Genomic DNA, 14,725 nt, shown 5'->3' with positions numbered 1-14,725 from the left:
CGGCACCATGGGAACCGATCTGCTGGCTGCCGGTATTGCAGGGCCATTGGCCATGCTGGTGGCGCTTGGCGTGGATCGTGTGTTCGGCGAACCCTCGCCGCGCTGGCATCCGGTGGTGGGCATGGGTCGCTACCTGGAAATTTCGGCTCGGTGGGTTGCGCCGTCATCGAGCGGTCGGCGCGCCGGTGCCTTCGTGCGCGGGGCGCTGGCCTGGTGCTTCGGTGCGGCGCTGGTGGTGGGCGCATCGGTGGCTCTGCTGATGTGGCTGTCGTCGTGGTGGTGGTGGCTGCAGGCGCTGGCGCTGGGCCTGTTGCTCAAGCCGCTGCTGGCCTGGCGCATGCTGCGCGACGAAGTGCGAGCGGTCGAGGCGGCGCTGAGCGAATCCCTTTCAGCCGGACGCGAGCGACTTGCGCGGCTGGTAAGCCGCGACGTGTCCACACTCGATGCCTCGCAGGTGCGCGAGAGCGCCATCGAATCGCTGGCCGAAAACCTCAACGACTCGGTGGTCGCGCCGCTGTTCTGGTTCGCCATTGCCGGCCTGCCGGGCGCAGCCTTCTACCGCTTTGCCAACACGGCCGACGCCATGTGGGGCTACCGGGGTGAGCGCAACGGCCGCGACTGGACCTGGGCCGGCAAATGGGCGGCGCGGGCCGATGACGTGTTGTCCTGGCTGCCCGCCCGCATCACGGGCGCGCTGCTCGGTCTGTTGGGTTCGCTGCGCGGGTGGCGCGCCTGGCCTGCTCAGGCGCGGCTCACGCCGTCGCCCAACAGCGGCTGGCCGATGGCGGCCATGGCGCTGGCGCTGGACGTGCGGCTGGCCAAGCCCGGTGTGTACGTGCTGCACGCCGAAGGCCGACTGGCGCAGCGCGAGGACACCGCCAGGGCCTTGCAACTGGCGGGCCGTGTGGTCGGCCTGCTTGCGCTGGCGGCTTTGCTCGTGGCGCTGTGTATCGGGAGCGCACGGCCATGACGCGCATGCACGGCGGTACCGACGCTCTGGGCGTGCCGGAGTGGGACTTCTCCACCAACGCGAACGCCTGCGGGCCTTGCCCGGCGGTGTTGGCTGCGGTGCAGCAGGCCGATACCCGGCACTACCCCGACCCTTCTTACGCGGCGTTGCGCGAATCGCTCGCAGCCTTTCACGCGGTGGACGCGGCGCGCATCGTGCTCGCCGCCAGCGCAAGCGAATTCATCACACGGATCACCGCCTGTGTGACGCGCGAAGGCGGCCAGCGCGTGTGGCTGCCCGAGAAAGCCTACGGCGACTACGCAGCCGCTGCGGGTGCGTGGCGGCTGGAAACGGTGAGGGAGCCCGCGCAGGCCCAACTGGCCTGGTTGTGCGAGCCGAGCAGCCCGCTCGGCGGGGCAGAGCCCTTCGCACCGCAGGTGCTTTCCACCGACGCGGTGATCGTGATGGACCTGGCCTACGAGCCCTTGCGCCTGGAAGGCAAGAGCAGCGTGCGGGGCGATGCGCTGGATCGCGTGTGGCAACTCTGGACGCCCAACAAGGCGATGGGTCTCACGGGGGTGCGCGGCGCTTACGCCATTGCACCGCGTCACGCAGATGCACTGGGCCGCGCTCTCGACGGATTGGCGCCGTCGTGGCCGCTGGGCGCGCACGCCGTGGCGCTGCTGCAGGCCTGGTTGTCGCAGGCAGCGCAGCACTGGCTGGCTCAGAGCCGCAAGCAACTGGCCGAGTGGAAGGCCCGCCAGCAGGCTATGCTGGCCGGGCTGGGCTGGCACTGCCTGCCCAGTGAGGCCAACTACTTCTGTGCCAGCGCGCCGCACGCGATCGATGAGACCGCGCTGCGCGCTGCAGGCATCAAACTGCGCGACACGCGTTCGTTGGGCCTGGCGGATCACTGGCGGCTGAGCGTTCAGCCGCCGCAGGCCCAGGCCGCGCTGCACACGGCCTTGCGGCTGCAACGGGAGACCCTGACATGAAGGCGCGCTGCGTGATGGTGCTGGGCACGACGAGTGGGGCCGGCAAGAGCTGGCTGACCACGGCCCTGTGCCGTTACTACGCACGCCAGGGTTTGAAAGTAGCGCCCTTCAAGGCGCAGAACATGAGCAACAACGCCCGGGTCGTGCAGGGCGGCGAGATCGGGTCGGCCCAGTATTTCCAGGCGCTGGCCGCGCGCGCCGTGCCAGAGGTGCGCATGAACCCGCTGCTGCTCAAGCCCGAGGCCGACACGCGCAGCCAGGTGGTGCTGATGGGGCAGGTGAGCGAAGACCTTTCCGCCCTGCCGTGGCGCGGGCGCAGTCTGAAGGTGTGGCCGCAACTGGCCGCCGCGCTCGATGCCTTGCGCGAGGAAAACGACGTGGTCGTGATCGAAGGCGCCGGCTCGCCCGCCGAGATCAACCTGCACGACAGCGACGTGGTGAACATGCGCGTGGCGCTGCACGCGAAGGCGCGCTGCCTGCTGGTGACCGACATCGACCGGGGCGGCGCGTTCGCACACCTGTACGGCACCTGGGCGCTGCTGCCACCCGAGGAGCGCGCGCTCATCCAGGGCTTCGTGCTCAACCGCTTCAGGGGTGATGCCAGCCTGCTGGCGCCTGCGCCGCAGCAGTTGCAGGAACTCACCGGCGTGCCCACGGTTGCCACGCTGCCGATGTGGTGGCAGCACGGCCTGCCGGAGGAAGACGGTGTGTTCGATGACCGGACGCGTGCGGCCGGCGCGGTAACGAAGACCGTCGCGGTGCTCGCGTATCCCCGCATCAGCAACCTCGACGAATTCCAGCCCCTGAAGAACGTGCCCGGTGTGCGCCTGGTCTGGGCGCGCACGCCGGCCGACTGCGCGGGTGCCGACTGGATCGTGCTGCCCGGCAGCAAGGCCACGGCCGCCGATCTGGCCTGGCTGCGCACGCAGGGCCTGGACCGTGCCGTGGCTTCGCACGCGGCGAAGGGTGGGGCGGTGCTGGGCGTGTGCGGTGGGCTGCAGATGCTGGGGGAAGCGTTGATCGACCCGCATGGCATCGACGGCAACGCGCCCGGCCTGGGCCTGCTGCCGCTGGTCACGCAGTTCGAGCGGGACAAGACCGTGCAGGGCACACAGGCACGCTTCGGAGGCGTCCTGGGTCCATGGGCCGCGCTCTCGGGTGTGTCCGTCACCGGCTACGAGATCCACCATGGGCAGACCGCGCAGCATCCGGCCATGGCCGCCGCCGGCGACCTGGCGCGCGCGGTGCTGCCCGACGGCCTCGGCTGGCAGAACGCGGCGGGCAACGTGCTGGGCGTGTACCTGCACGGCCTGTTCGAAGACCCGCGCGTGCTGCATGCGCTGTTTGGCGCCAGCGCGCCCACGCTGGAGACCGTGTTCGACGGCCTGGCCGATTTCATCCAGACCCATTTCGAGCAGGGCGTGCTCGACCAACTCATTGCGCCCCGACCATGACGAACATCGACGACCTTCACGACCCCGAGCTCGCCGCCGCGCTGCAGCGCGCGCTGGACAACAAGACCAAGCCCATAGGATCGCTGGGCCGCATCGAGGCGCTGGCCCTGCGCATCGGCTTGATTCTGGGCAACGCGCGGCCGCAACTGCGCGATCCGCAGATGCTGGTGTGCGCCGCCGATCATGGCCTGGCTGCGCGCGGTGTCTCGGCCTACCCGAGCGACGTGACCTGGCAGATGGTGGAGAACTTTCTGGCCGGTGGCGCGGCGGTGAGCGTGCTCGCGCGCCAGCACGGCATCGGTCTCACGGTGGTGGACTGTGGTGTGAACCACGATTTCGCCGAGCGTGACGGCCTGGTGGTGAAGAAAGTGGCGCACGGCACGGCCGACGCGCTGGCGGGACCTGCCATGAGCGCTGCGCAGTGCGAGCAGGCCATCCGGAACGGGCGCGAGGTGGTGAGCGGCCTGCCGGGCAACGCGCTGCTGCTGGGCGAAATGGGCATTGGCAACACCTCCGCCGCGTCGATGCTGCTGGCGCGGCTGGGTGGTTTGGTGGTGGCCGACGTGACTGGCGCGGGCACCGGGCTCGACGCCGATGCGGTGCTGCGCAAGATCGAGGTGCTGCGCGACGTGCTGGCGCTGCACGCCGATGCCCGGACGCCGCTGGAGGCCCTGGCCGCCTTCGGTGGCTTCGAGATCGCCACGCTGGTGGGCGCGGTGCTGCAGGCCGCCGCCGAGCGCCGCGTGATCGTGGTCGACGGTTTCATCGCCAGCGCGGCCGTGCTGGTGGCGGCCAAGTTGCAGCCCTTCGTGTTGCAGCGCTGTGTGTTCGCTCACCGCTCGGGCGAGCGGGGCCATGCGCTGATGCTCGCGCACCTCAAGGCCGAGCCGCTGCTCGACCTGGGCCTGCGGCTGGGCGAAGGCTCGGGCGCGGCGCTGGCCTGGCCGCTGCTGGTCAGCGCCTGTGCGCTGCTGCGCGAGATGGCGAGTTTCGAGGCCGCTGGCGTGTCGCGCAGCGACGCGCAGGAACCGATCAAGACATGAGTGGCTTCGTTCGGCACTTCCTGCTGGCGGTGCAGTTCTTCACCCGCATCCCGGTGACGGGGGCGCTGGCGAACTGGGTGGGCTTCAGCCCGGCGATGCTGCGTGCGAGTGCCGCGCATTTTCCCGGCGTTGGCTGGATCGTGGGCGGGTTGAGTGCGCTCGTGTTTCTTGCCTTCCTCTGGGCTTTGCCGCCTTTGCCCGCTGCGTCCTGGGTGGCGGCCGTGGCCAGCACCGTGTTCAGCGTGCTGCTGACGGGCGCGTTTCACGAAGACGGTCTGGCGGACCTGGCCGACGGGCTGGGGGGCAGCCCGGATCGCGAACGCGCGCTGGCGATCATGAAGGACTCGCGCATTGGCAGCTATGGCGCGATCGCGCTGGTGATGGTGCTGCTGACCAAGGTGGCGCTGCTGGCCTTGCTGGCGCAGGCGGGCGCCGTGCTCGCTGCGCTGGTGCTGTTCGCCGCGCACGTCACCTCGCGCGCCGCTCCGCTGGTGGTGATCCGCACGCTGCACCACGTGGGCGACACGCCGCAGTCCAAGAGCAAGCCGCTGGCCGAAAGCATCGGCAACGCCGGGCTGCTGGTCGGGCTGCTCTGGTGGGCGCTGGCCATGGCGCTGGTGTTCTGGTGGCTGCCTGGGGCCGTCTTGTGGGCGCAGGCCGTGCTGGGCGCGCTGCTCGGGCTGGCGTGGATGTGGCGCCTGCTGCGCCGCCGCCTGCAGGGCTTCACCGGCGATGGCCTGGGCGCCACGCAGCAGGTGAGCGAGGTGCTGTTCTACCTGGGTGCTGCGCTCGCCGTGCCGGCGTTGTCATGAAGCTCTGGCTGCTGCGCCATGCCCTGGTGACACTGCCACCGGGCCTTTGTTACGGCGCCAGCGACGTGACTGCCGACATGGCGCTCACGCGGGAGGCGGCGAAAGCCATCGCCCCCTTGCTGCCCGAGGGCACGCCAGTGTGGGTGTCGGGTCTCGTGCGTGCGCAGCAGATGGTGGGCGCCCTGCAGGCCGAACGGCCCGACCTGGGTGCGGCGCGCATCGACACGCGCCTGAACGAGATGGACTTTGGCCATTGGGAACTGAAGCCCTGGGCTGACGTTCCGCGCAGCGCCTTCGATGAGTGGATGGCCGACTTCGCGCACCACCGCTTTGGCGGCATGGAGAGCACGCAGCAGTTGCTCTACCGCGTGGCCGCTGCGCTGGCCGATCTGCTCCCGGCCACCTCCAGCGACGTGCTGTGGGTCACCCACGCCGGCGTGATCCGCGCGGTGCGCCATATCGTGGACAGCGGCGGCCCGCACATCCGCGAGGCGGGCGAATGGCCGAAGGAAGGACCCGAGCCCGGGGGCTGGACCGCCATCTCGCTCTGAAGCCGCGCTTTCAGGCAGCGACGGTCTTGTCCTTGAAGTCGCAGTACGCCGCTACCGTGCAGCGTGGGCAAAGCGGCTTGCGTGCCTGGCACACATAGCGCCCATGCAGGATCAGCCAGTGGTGCGAATCCACCGCGTAGGCCGCAGGCACGCGCTTCATCAACTGCTGCTCCACGGCCATCGGCGTCTTGCCCGGCGCAAGGCCGGTCCGGTTGCCCACGCGGAAGATGTGCGTGTCCACCGCCATGGTGGGCTCTCCGAAGGCCACGTTGAGCACCACATTGGCGGTCTTGCGGCCCACACCCGGCAGGGCTTCCAGTGCTTCGCGCGAGTCCGGTACCTCGCCGCCATGGCGTTCCACCAGCATGCGGCAAGCCTCCATCAAATGCTTCGCCTTGCTGCGGAACAGGCCGATGGTCTTGATGTAGCTCTCCAGCCTTTCGAGCCCCAGGTCCAGGATGGCCTGCGGCGTGTTGGCCACCGGAAACAGCTTGCGCGTGGCCTTGTTCACGCCCACGTCGGTGGCCTGGGCCGAGAGCAGCACGGCGGCGAGCAGTTCGAAAACAGTGGTGTATTCCAGTTCCGACTGGGGGTGGGGATTGGCTGCCTTCAGGGTGGAAAAGAAGGCTTCGATGGCGGCGGCGTTCATCGGCGAGGAGTCTATCCAATGAATTGGCGACAATGCGGACTGGTTTTTTCCTGAATCCAAGAGAGCAACCGCCATGTCCTTCACTGTTCCCTTTGCCGACCGCCTCAACAACGTAGAAACCTCCGCCATCCGCGAACTCTTCAAGCTGCTGGGCAAGCCCGGCATCATCAGTTTTGCCGGTGGGTTCCCCGACAGCGCCCTGTTCGACGTGGAGGGCATCCGCGAAGCGGTGAACGCAGCGCTCACCGAGGAAGCGGGTGGGGCCTTGCAATACGGCGCCACCGAGGGCTACCAGCCGCTGCGCGAACAACTGGCCGCCTTCATGGGCAGCAAGGGCGCGCAGGGCGTGAGCGGCAACGACCTGATCGTCACCACCGGCAGCCAGCAGGCGCTGGACCTGCTGGGCAAGACCCTCATTTCCCCTGGCGACAAGGTGATCGTCGAAGGCCCCACGTTCCTCGCCACCATCCAGTGTTTCCGCCTCTACGGTGCCCAACTCATCAGCGCGCCGGTGGATGGCGATGGCGTGCAGACCGACGTGCTGGAAAAGCTGATCGAGCAGCACAAACCCAAGTTCGTCTATCTCATTCCCACCTTCGGCAATCCCAGCGGCGCCATGCTCAGCCAGGCGCGGCGCCAGCGCGTGCTGGAGATGGCGGTGAAGCACAACACGCTGATCGTGGAGGACGATCCGTACGGCGACCTGTACTTCGCCGATGCACCGCCGCCCAGCCTGCTGGCCCTGAGTTCCACCGTGCCGGGCAGTCGCGATCGACTCGTGCATTGCGGCTCGCTGAGCAAGGTGCTGAGCCCCGGCCTGCGTGTGGGCTGGATGGTGGGGCCAGCGGATCTGCTGGCCAAGGCCACCATGTGCAAGCAGTTCAGCGACGCCCACACCAGCACGTTTGCGCAGTCCACGGCCGCGCAGTACCTCAAGGCCGGCCGCATGCCGGCCACGCTGGCGCGGGTGCGGCAGGTGTATGCCGAGCGCGCCACCACCATGGGCAACGCGCTGCGCCGCGAGTTGGGCGACGCCATCTCCTTCGTGCAGCCGCAGGGGGGTCTGTTCGTGTGGGCGCGCCTCACGGGTGCCGGTGGCAAGGTGAAGGACGGCGGCGAATTCGCGAAACGCGCCATCGACAAAGGCGTGGCCTTCGTGCCGGGCGCACCGTTCTACGCCGGTCAGCCCGACCTCTCGACCCTGCGCCTGTCGTTTGCCACGGTGGGCCTGGACAAGATCGAGGAAGGTGTGGGACGCCTGGCGCAGGCACTCTGAGATCTCATGAGCCAAACCCTGCGGGTCGACGGCATCGACGTGATCGCGGAAGGCGAGGGCGTCCACACGGTGGTGATGCTGCACGGCTGGCCCGACACGCCTGCGATGTGGGACAGCACCGTGGCGGCCTTGAAGGACGGCTACCGCTGCGTCCGGTTCTGCCTGCCGGGTTACGACCTCACGCTGCCGCCGAGGCCGATGTCGGTGGTCGATCTGACGGCGTTCGTCCGGCAGGTCGTCGACGCGGTGAGCCCGGACGAGCCGGTCACCTTGCTGTTGCACGACTGGGGTTGCTTCTTTGGCTATGAGTTTGCCGCGCGCCACACCGACCGGGTGGCCCGGGTGGTGGGCGTTGACATCGGCGACACGGGCTCGGGCGCCTATTTCAAGAGCTTGAGCATGAAGGAAAAGCTCATGATTGCGGGCTACCAGCTCTGGCTGGCCCTGGCCTGGAAACTGGGTGGCTGGGCGCCGCGGCTTGCCGACCGCATGACCCGCTTCATGGCGCGCAGCATCGGTTGCCGCAATCCGCCCGCGCACATCGGCTGGCAGATGAACTACCCCTATGCCATGGGCTGGTTCGGCGCCTTCGGCGGTCTGCGCGGCGTGGCGCGGGTGGACCACCTGCTGGGCAGCCGGCTGTCCGCGCTCTACATCTACGGTCGACGCAAGCCTTTCATGTTTCATTCGGCGCGCTGGCTGGAGCAACTGGCCGTATCGCCGGGCTGTGCGGTTCACGCCATGGACACCGGGCATTGGGTGATGCGCCAGAAGCCGGCCGAGTTCAACGCCTGCGTGCGCGCCTGGCTGGACCGTTCAAACCTGCCGGTATGAAGCCGGAGGATCTCGAGCGTCTGCTCACTGTGGAGATGCCGTACGGCAAGTACAAGGGACGCCTGATCGCGGATTTGCCGGGCAACTACCTGAACTGGTTCGCGCGCGAAGGGTTTCCGCCAGGCGAGATCGGTCGCCTGCTGGCGCTCATGAACGAGATCGACCACAACGGTCTGGGTGATCTGCTCACCCCGTTGCGCCGCCGCTGAGCTTCAGCCGAGGCCCAGCGCCTCGTGCACCCGCGCGGCGGCCCACGCGTCGTTCGCGGCATAGATCAGTTGGGCCTCGCTCAGCCGTGGGTTGGCCCAGTTCGAGGTGGCGGCTTTCTTGGACTTGATGAACCGGCGGTTGAACAGCACCGCCACCGCACCCTTCACGCCCATGTCCTTGCGGTAGCCGCGTGCGCGAAACACCGTATTGAGTTCGAGCACGCCCGCGGGCTCCACCGCAAGCTTGCTCACGATGCGCCGGGTGTCATCGCCCAGGCCGAAGCCGGCCTTGGTGTGCTCGCCGTTGGCCAGCAGGGCCGCCACCTGCGCCAGGCAGGCGGGATCGTGCAACTGGAACACCCAGGCGCGCTGCAGCGTGGCCAGCTGGACGATGTGTGGTCCGTCGGAAACCTGGTCCTTGAAGAACGTGGGCTTGGATTCGGTGTCGAAGCCCCACACACGGTGGTCCGCCAGCTCGGCGCAGGCCTCCCGTGCCTGTGCGGCCGTGCTCACCAGCGCGATGCGATCGAGATCCAGGCGCTCGAAGGGATCGAGCAGGGCGATCTGGTCTTTGTCGGGCGTGGGGTGTAGTTCGCGGGGCTGCATGGGCGATCGAGGATACCTCGGCGCGCATAATCGCGCCCTCCCTCTTCGACACCGACCGCACTGCGCCCGACCGACCGCCATGAGAAAAATCTTCCCCCTGACCCAAGAAGGCCGTCACCGCGACCGCGTGCTCGAAGCCGTCAAGCACGAGATCCGCAAGTACCTCAAGCGCGAACGCCGCCGCGAACTGCCCGAAGGCGTGGATTTCCTGGATTTCGATTGCCGCTTCGGTGCCACCAAAGAGACGGCGGAGGTGGTGCACCTCTCGGCCCTGATCGGCCAGCTGGACGCCGTGGCGCGTGAGGGTGGGGCGCAGGCCTACGTGGAAATCCTCGCCAAACCGGGAGTGCGCAGACCGAGGGCCGATGCTGACCGCAACCATCCGGCACAATCTCCCGATGCCCCAGACGACACTGCCGCCGACGCCGAAAGACCCGCTGCCTGAGGGCCTGAACGAATCGCCCCCGGAGGGCGAGTTCCTGAAGTTTCCTGGCTCGCCGTTCGAGCTTTTCCTGCCGTATCCACCTGCAGGCGACCAGCCCGAGGCCATTCGCCAACTGGTGGAAGGGGTGAACGACGGCGAGGTGTTCCAGACGCTGCTCGGCGTGACCGGCTCGGGAAAGACCTTCACCATGGCGAATGTGATCGCGCGGCTGGGCCGCCCGGCGATCGTGTTCGCGCCCAACAAGACCCTGGCCGCGCAGCTCTACAGCGAGTTCCGCGAGTTCTTCCCGAAGAACGCGGTCGAGTACTTCGTCAGCTATTACGACTACTACCAGCCCGAGGCCTACGTTCCGCAGCGCGACCTGTTCATCGAGAAGGACAGCGCGATCAATGAGCACATCGAGCAGATGCGGCTCTCCTGCACCAAGAGCATCCTGGAACGGCGCGACGTGGTGATCGTGGCCACCGTCTCGGCCATCTACGGCATCGGCAAGCCCGAGAGCTACCACCAGATGGTGATGACGCTGCGCACCGGCGACAAGATCGGCCAGCGCGACCTGATCGCCCAGCTGGTGCGCATGCAGTACGCGCGCAACGAGCAGGATTTCTCGCGCGGCAAGTTCCGCGTGCGCGGCGACACCATTGACGTGTTTCCCGCCGAGCACTCCGAGATGGCGATCCGCATCGAGCTGTTCGATGATGAAGTGGAAACGCTGCAACTGTTCGATCCACTCACCGGCAAGGTGCGCCAGAAGATCCCGCGCTTCACGGTCTACCCCAGCAGCCACTACGTGACCCCGCGCGAACAGGTGCTGCACGCGGTGGAAGCCATCAAGCTGGAACTGGCCGACCGGCTCAAGCAACTGGTGGGCGACGGCAAGCTGGTGGAAGCCCAGCGACTGGAGCAGCGCACCCGCTTTGATCTGGAAATGCTCAGCGAAGTGGGGCATTGCAAGGGCATCGAGAACTACTCGCGCCATCTCGCCGGCACCGGACCGGGCGAACCGCCGTCCACGCTCACCGACTACCTGCCCAAGGATGCGATCATGTTCCTGGACGAGAGCCACGTGCTCATGGGCCAGTTCGGCGGCATGTACAACGGCGACCGCGCGCGCAAGACCACCTTGGTGGAATACGGCTTTCGCCTGCCCAGCGCGCTGGACAACCGGCCCCTCAAGCTGGAGGAGTTCGAGCAGCGCATGCGCCAGGTGGTATTCGTCTCCGCCACACCGGCCGACTACGAAAAGACCCACGCGGGACAGGTGGTGGAACAACTGGTGCGCCCCACCGGTCTGGTGGATCCGGAGCTCGAAGTGCGCCCGGCCATCCACCAGGTGGACGACGTGCTGCAGGAAATCCGCATCCGGGTGGAGAAGAACGAGCGCGTGCTCATCACCACCCTGACCAAGCGCATGGCCGAGCAGCTCACCGACTACCTGACCGAGAACGGCGTGAAGGTGCGCTACCTGCACAGCGACGTGGACACGGTCGAGCGCGTGGAGATCCTGCGCGACCTGCGGCTGGGCTCGTTCGACGTGCTGGTGGGCATCAACCTGCTGCGCGAGGGGCTGGACATTCCCGAGGTCTCGCTAGTGGCCATTCTGGATGCGGACAAGGAGGGCTTTCTGCGCTCCGAGCGCAGCCTGATCCAGACCATTGGCCGCGCGGCGCGCAACCTCAACGGCCGCGCCATCCTGTACGCCGATCGCGTGACCGACTCCATGCAGAAAGCCATGGACGAGACCAACCGGCGCCGCACCAAGCAGATCGCGCACAACCTGGCCATGGGCATCGAGCCGCGCAGCATCAACAAGCGGATCAAGGATCTGATTGACGGCGTCTACAGCGAAAAGGCCGGAAAGGAAGCCGATCGGCTGGCCGCAGAGAGCGCCCACCGCGCCAGCTTCGACGACATGAGCGAAAAGGACGTGGCGCGGGAGATCAAACGCCTGGAAAAGCTCATGCTCGAACACGCACGCAACCTCGAGTTCGAAAAAGCGGCTGGCGTGCGAGACCAGCTGGGTCGGCTCAAGGCGCAGGTGTTCGGCGCTCCGGGGCTGGACAGCCCGACTTGAACTCATCAGTCCCGGACTGATCGAACAAGTTCATTGGCACCCGCAGGGGTGTGTTCTGCTCGGTGGCGCACCGTCGCCGAGCAAATCATTCGGGTTTACGCTATACTCGACGAAAACAGTCGGGAAAGCCTTCAATCAAAAGACCTTCAACAGGTCGGGGTGGGTGGAGAAGGGGTTCAAAGGGTGCTTGCAGGCCTTGAACCATGCCACGACGGTCAAGCCAACACATCAAGGAGCTTGAATATGCGCCTCACGACCAAAGGCCGCTTTGCGGTCACCGCCATGATCGATCTGGCCCTGCGCCAGAACAACGGTCCCGTCACGCTCGCGGCTATCAGCCAGCGTCAGCAGATTTCGCTTTCCTATCTGGAACAGTTGTTCGGCAAACTGCGCCGTCACGAACTGGTGGAATCCACCCGCGGCCCCGGCGGCGGCTACACCCTCGGTCGCAAGGCGGTCGACATCACGGTGGCCGACATCATCGTTTCGGTGGATGAACCCATCGACGCCACCCAATGTGGCGGCAAGGAAAATTGCCTTGGTGAGGGCCATCGGTGCATGACCCACGAACTCTGGGCCGCGCTCAACGCCAAGATGGTCGATTTCCTCGACTCCGTTTCCCTCCAGTCGCTGGTGGACGAGCAGCTCGCCAAGGGCGTGGTGGTGGAAAACGCGCCGATGATCAAGCGCGCCATCTCCAGCGCGCCGGTGGTCAAGCCGATCCGTGTGAACGCCCCCAATTCGGTGTTTGCCCTGGGCGGAGCCGCGTTGTCCACGAAGTAAGACCTGGCACGAATCAAAAAACTCTCTTCAAGCCATGAGCACTCCGCACTTCCCCATCTACATGGATTACAGCGCCACCAACCCCTGCGACCCGCGGGTGGTGGACGCGATGATTCCCTGGCTGCGTGAGCATTTCGGCAACCCGGCTTCGCGCAGCCATGCGTGGGGCTGGGAGGCGGAGAAGGCGGTGGAGACGGCGCGCGAGCAGGTGGCTGCGCTGATCGGTGCCGACCCTCGCGAAATCGTCTGGACGAGCGGGGCGACCGAATCCAACAACCTGGCGCTGAAGGGCGCCGCCCACTTCTACAAGACGAAGGGCAAGCACCTCATCACGGTGAAGACCGAGCACAAGGCCGTACTGGACACCATGCGAGAACTGGAGCGCCAGGGTTTTGAAGTGACCTACCTTGATGTGAAGGAAGATGGTCTGGTCGATCTCGAGGTCTTCAAGGCCGCTATCCGCCCCGACACCATCCTGGCCTCGGTCATGTTCGTGAACAACGAGATCGGTGTGATCCAGGATGTCGCGGCCATCGGTGCGATCTGCCGCGAGAAGGGCGTCATCTTCCATGTGGACGCGGCCCAGGCCACCGGCCGCGTGGACATCGACCTGCAGACGCTGCCGATCGACCTGATGAGCCTCACCTCGCACAAGACCTACGGCCCCAAGGGCATCGGTGCCCTGTACGTGCGTCGCAAGCCGCGCATCCGCATCGAGGCGCAGATGCATGGCGGCGGTCACGAGCGTGGCATGCGTTCGGGCACGCTGCCCACCCACCAGATCGTGGGCATGGGCGAGGCCTACCGCATCGCCAAGGCCGAGATGCATGAAGAAAACCAGCGCATCAAGGCCCTGCACGACCGCATGGTCGCTGGCCTCCGGGATGTGGAAGAGGTGTTCATCAACGGCCACGAAACGCGCCGAGTGCCGCACAACCTCAACATGAGCTTCAACTACGTCGAAGGCGAGTCGCTCATCATGGGTATCAAGGGGCTGGCGGTGTCTTCGGGTTCCGCTTGCACCTCGGCCAGCCTCGAACCCAGCTACGTGCTGCGCGCCCTGGGCCGCAGCGACGAACTCGCCCACAGCAGCCTGCGCATGACCATCGGCCGCTGGACGACCGAAGAAGAGATCGATTACGCGATCGCCACCATCAAGGAAAACGTGGCCAAGTTGCGCGAGCTCTCCCCGCTGTGGGAAATGTTCAAAGACGGTATTGACCTGTCCACCATCCAGTGGTCAGCGCATTGAAGGAGAAAGACCATGGCTTATTCAGAAAAAGTGGTTGACCACTATGAGAACCCCCGCAACGTCGGCTCGTTCGAAAAGGGCGATGACTCGGTGGGCACCGGCATGGTGGGTGCACCGGCCTGCGGCGACGTGATGAAGCTGCAGATCAAGGTGAACCCGACCACGGGCGTGATCGAGGACGCGCGCTTCAAGACCTACGGCTGTGGTTCGGCCATTGCTTCGTCATCGCTCGTGACCGAGTGGGTGAAGGGCAAGACGCTGGATCAGGCCGCCGCGCTGAAGAACAGCCAGATCGCTGAAGAGCTGGCGCTGCCGCCCGTGAAGATCCATTGCTCCATCCTGGCCGAAGACGCCATCAAGGCGGCTGTGGACGACTACCGCAAGAAACATCTGAACTGAGTCCCGGGTTCCCATGGCCATCTCGATTTCTGAAGCCGCTGCGCGGCACGTCAACCGCTACATCGCCAAGCGTGGCAAGGGCGTGGGCGTGCGCCTGGGTGTGAAGACCACGGGTTGCTCGGGCATGGCTTACAAGCTGGAGTACGCCGACGAGATCGCACCGGAAGACGTGGTGTTCGAGGACAACGGCGTCAAGGTGCTGGTAGACCCCAAGAGCCTGGCCTACATCGACGGCACGCAGCTCGACTTTGTGCGCGAAGGCCTCAACGAAGGCTTCCGCTTCAACAACCCGAACGAGCGCGACCGTTGCGGTTGCGGCGAGAGCTTCAGAATCTGATGCGTCTGTCCTTTTTCACGAAGCCGCCCGTGCTGTCCAGTGCTGGCGGCTTTTGCT

The 14,725-nt window shown here is 66.6% G+C and carries 17 protein-coding genes; 15 read left to right on the top strand and 2 right to left on the bottom strand.

The genetic code is table 11. The features are described from left to right. The first annotated feature begins 7 nt into the window (after positions 1 to 7). Genes cbiB through ACTIF6_RS05325 form a run of 6 tightly spaced genes read left to right on the top strand, consistent with a single transcriptional unit; the run spans position 8 to position 5,804 of the window. Positions 8 to 970, top strand: a complete 963-nt coding sequence (gene cbiB / locus ACTIF6_RS05350) for an adenosylcobinamide-phosphate synthase CbiB (protein WP_439586972.1) — start codon at positions 8 to 10, stop codon at positions 968 to 970. Beyond that, a complete protein-coding gene (locus ACTIF6_RS05345; RefSeq protein ID WP_439586971.1) occupies positions 967 to 1,944 on the top strand; it encodes an aminotransferase class I/II-fold pyridoxal phosphate-dependent enzyme in 978 nt (325 codons plus the stop codon). The genes cbiB and ACTIF6_RS05345 overlap by 4 nt, the downstream gene beginning before the upstream one ends. Beyond that, the gene (locus ACTIF6_RS05340) at positions 1,941 to 3,398 is read left to right on the top strand and encodes a cobyric acid synthase (RefSeq protein ID WP_439586970.1); all 1,458 of its coding nucleotides are present in this window, start codon (positions 1,941 to 1,943) and stop codon (positions 3,396 to 3,398) included. Before ACTIF6_RS05345 ends, ACTIF6_RS05340 begins: the two co-directional genes overlap by 4 nt. Further along, positions 3,395 to 4,441 (top strand): nicotinate-nucleotide--dimethylbenzimidazole phosphoribosyltransferase, encoded by a 1,047-nt coding sequence (gene cobT, locus ACTIF6_RS05335; protein ID WP_439586969.1) that lies wholly within the window; start codon positions 3,395 to 3,397, stop codon positions 4,439 to 4,441. The genes ACTIF6_RS05340 and cobT overlap by 4 nt, the downstream gene beginning before the upstream one ends. Then, on the top strand, positions 4,438 to 5,253 hold the full coding sequence (locus ACTIF6_RS05330; protein WP_439586968.1) for an adenosylcobinamide-GDP ribazoletransferase: 816 nt from the start codon (positions 4,438 to 4,440) through the stop codon (positions 5,251 to 5,253). The genes cobT and ACTIF6_RS05330 overlap by 4 nt, the downstream gene beginning before the upstream one ends. Continuing rightward, a complete protein-coding gene (locus ACTIF6_RS05325) occupies positions 5,250 to 5,804 on the top strand; it encodes a histidine phosphatase family protein (RefSeq protein ID WP_439586967.1) in 555 nt (184 codons plus the stop codon). The genes ACTIF6_RS05330 and ACTIF6_RS05325 overlap by 4 nt, the downstream gene beginning before the upstream one ends. 10 nt (positions 5,805 to 5,814) lie before the next feature. Here the strand turns inward: ACTIF6_RS05325 and nth are convergent, their stop codons facing one another. Then, the gene (gene nth / locus ACTIF6_RS05320) at positions 5,815 to 6,453 is read right to left on the bottom strand and encodes an endonuclease III (protein WP_439586966.1); all 639 of its coding nucleotides are present in this window, start codon (positions 6,451 to 6,453) and stop codon (positions 5,815 to 5,817) included. A gap of 73 nt (positions 6,454 to 6,526) precedes the next feature. Here nth and ACTIF6_RS05315 point away from each other — a divergent pair, with 73 nt between their 5' ends. The 3 genes from ACTIF6_RS05315 to ACTIF6_RS05305 are packed head-to-tail and all read left to right on the top strand — an operon-like array spanning position 6,527 to position 8,772. Beyond that, the gene (locus ACTIF6_RS05315) at positions 6,527 to 7,729 is read left to right on the top strand and encodes a PLP-dependent aminotransferase family protein (protein WP_439586965.1); all 1,203 of its coding nucleotides are present in this window, start codon (positions 6,527 to 6,529) and stop codon (positions 7,727 to 7,729) included. 6 nt (positions 7,730 to 7,735) lie between these two features. Further along, positions 7,736 to 8,563 carry an alpha/beta fold hydrolase gene (locus ACTIF6_RS05310; protein ID WP_439586964.1) on the top strand — a complete coding sequence of 276 codons (828 nt, stop codon included), beginning with the start codon at positions 7,736 to 7,738 and terminating at the stop codon, positions 8,561 to 8,563. Further along, positions 8,560 to 8,772 (top strand): DUF3820 family protein, encoded by a 213-nt coding sequence (locus ACTIF6_RS05305; protein ID WP_439586963.1) that lies wholly within the window; start codon positions 8,560 to 8,562, stop codon positions 8,770 to 8,772. The genes ACTIF6_RS05310 and ACTIF6_RS05305 overlap by 4 nt, the downstream gene beginning before the upstream one ends. Positions 8,773 to 8,775: 3 nt before the next feature. Here ACTIF6_RS05305 and ACTIF6_RS05300 read toward each other — a convergent pair whose 3' ends face one another. After that, the gene (locus ACTIF6_RS05300; RefSeq protein ID WP_439586962.1) at positions 8,776 to 9,378 is read right to left on the bottom strand and encodes a 3'-5' exonuclease; all 603 of its coding nucleotides are present in this window, start codon (positions 9,376 to 9,378) and stop codon (positions 8,776 to 8,778) included. A gap of 79 nt (positions 9,379 to 9,457) precedes the next feature. On the opposite strand from ACTIF6_RS05300, the gene ACTIF6_RS05295 reads away from it, so the two are divergent. From ACTIF6_RS05295 to iscA, 6 genes are all read left to right on the top strand, one after another. After that, positions 9,458 to 9,823 (top strand): DUF6172 family protein, encoded by a 366-nt coding sequence (locus ACTIF6_RS05295; RefSeq protein ID WP_439586961.1) that lies wholly within the window; start codon positions 9,458 to 9,460, stop codon positions 9,821 to 9,823. Continuing rightward, positions 9,777 to 11,897, top strand: a complete 2,121-nt coding sequence (gene uvrB / locus ACTIF6_RS05290) for an excinuclease ABC subunit UvrB (protein ID WP_439586960.1) — start codon at positions 9,777 to 9,779, stop codon at positions 11,895 to 11,897. The genes ACTIF6_RS05295 and uvrB overlap by 47 nt, the downstream gene beginning before the upstream one ends. Before the next feature lie 243 nt (positions 11,898 to 12,140). Next, positions 12,141 to 12,680, top strand: a complete 540-nt coding sequence (gene iscR / locus ACTIF6_RS05285; protein ID WP_439586959.1) for a Fe-S cluster assembly transcriptional regulator IscR — start codon at positions 12,141 to 12,143, stop codon at positions 12,678 to 12,680. A gap of 34 nt (positions 12,681 to 12,714) precedes the next feature. Continuing rightward, positions 12,715 to 13,932: an IscS subfamily cysteine desulfurase gene (locus tag ACTIF6_RS05280; protein ID WP_439586958.1), complete on the top strand. Its 1,218-nt coding sequence runs from the start codon at positions 12,715 to 12,717 to the stop codon at positions 13,930 to 13,932. 12 nt (positions 13,933 to 13,944) lie between these two features. Continuing rightward, on the top strand, positions 13,945 to 14,331 hold the full coding sequence (iscU, locus tag ACTIF6_RS05275; protein WP_305339558.1) for a Fe-S cluster assembly scaffold IscU: 387 nt from the start codon (positions 13,945 to 13,947) through the stop codon (positions 14,329 to 14,331). 13 nt (positions 14,332 to 14,344) lie between these two features. Then, positions 14,345 to 14,668, top strand: a complete 324-nt coding sequence (gene iscA / locus ACTIF6_RS05270) for an iron-sulfur cluster assembly protein IscA (RefSeq protein WP_291127139.1) — start codon at positions 14,345 to 14,347, stop codon at positions 14,666 to 14,668. Positions 14,669 to 14,725: the final 57 nt, after the last annotated feature.

The sequence above is a fragment of the Hydrogenophaga sp. genome (assembly GCF_051860785.1).
Classification (GTDB): Bacteria; Pseudomonadota; Gammaproteobacteria; order Burkholderiales; family Burkholderiaceae_C; genus Hydrogenophaga.
This window is presented reverse-complemented; position numbering and strand designations above follow the sequence as displayed.

What these genes read in the sequence shown, in the direction of transcription:
- cbiB (WP_439586972.1), top strand. Translation starts at nt 8, where the DNA reads ATGGGAACCGATCTGCTGGCTGCCGGTATTGCAGGGCCATTGGCCATG.
- ACTIF6_RS05345 (WP_439586971.1), top strand. Translation starts at nt 967, where the DNA reads ATGACGCGCATGCACGGCGGTACCGACGCTCTGGGCGTGCCGGAGTGG.
- ACTIF6_RS05340 (WP_439586970.1), top strand. Translation starts at nt 1,941, where the DNA reads ATGAAGGCGCGCTGCGTGATGGTGCTGGGCACGACGAGTGGGGCCGGC.
- cobT (WP_439586969.1), top strand. Translation starts at nt 3,395, where the DNA reads ATGACGAACATCGACGACCTTCACGACCCCGAGCTCGCCGCCGCGCTG.
- ACTIF6_RS05330 (WP_439586968.1), top strand. Translation starts at nt 4,438, where the DNA reads ATGAGTGGCTTCGTTCGGCACTTCCTGCTGGCGGTGCAGTTCTTCACC.
- ACTIF6_RS05325 (WP_439586967.1), top strand. Translation starts at nt 5,250, where the DNA reads ATGAAGCTCTGGCTGCTGCGCCATGCCCTGGTGACACTGCCACCGGGC.
- nth (WP_439586966.1), bottom strand. Translation starts at nt 6,453, where the DNA reads ATGAACGCCGCCGCCATCGAAGCCTTCTTTTCCACCCTGAAGGCAGCC.
- ACTIF6_RS05315 (WP_439586965.1), top strand. Translation starts at nt 6,527, where the DNA reads ATGTCCTTCACTGTTCCCTTTGCCGACCGCCTCAACAACGTAGAAACC.
- ACTIF6_RS05310 (WP_439586964.1), top strand. Translation starts at nt 7,736, where the DNA reads ATGAGCCAAACCCTGCGGGTCGACGGCATCGACGTGATCGCGGAAGGC.
- ACTIF6_RS05305 (WP_439586963.1), top strand. Translation starts at nt 8,560, where the DNA reads ATGAAGCCGGAGGATCTCGAGCGTCTGCTCACTGTGGAGATGCCGTAC.
- ACTIF6_RS05300 (WP_439586962.1), bottom strand. Translation starts at nt 9,378, where the DNA reads ATGCAGCCCCGCGAACTACACCCCACGCCCGACAAAGACCAGATCGCC.
- ACTIF6_RS05295 (WP_439586961.1), top strand. Translation starts at nt 9,458, where the DNA reads ATGAGAAAAATCTTCCCCCTGACCCAAGAAGGCCGTCACCGCGACCGC.
- uvrB (WP_439586960.1), top strand. Translation starts at nt 9,777, where the DNA reads ATGCCCCAGACGACACTGCCGCCGACGCCGAAAGACCCGCTGCCTGAG.
- iscR (WP_439586959.1), top strand. Translation starts at nt 12,141, where the DNA reads ATGCGCCTCACGACCAAAGGCCGCTTTGCGGTCACCGCCATGATCGAT.
- ACTIF6_RS05280 (WP_439586958.1), top strand. Translation starts at nt 12,715, where the DNA reads ATGAGCACTCCGCACTTCCCCATCTACATGGATTACAGCGCCACCAAC.
- iscU (WP_305339558.1), top strand. Translation starts at nt 13,945, where the DNA reads ATGGCTTATTCAGAAAAAGTGGTTGACCACTATGAGAACCCCCGCAAC.
- iscA (WP_291127139.1), top strand. Translation starts at nt 14,345, where the DNA reads ATGGCCATCTCGATTTCTGAAGCCGCTGCGCGGCACGTCAACCGCTAC.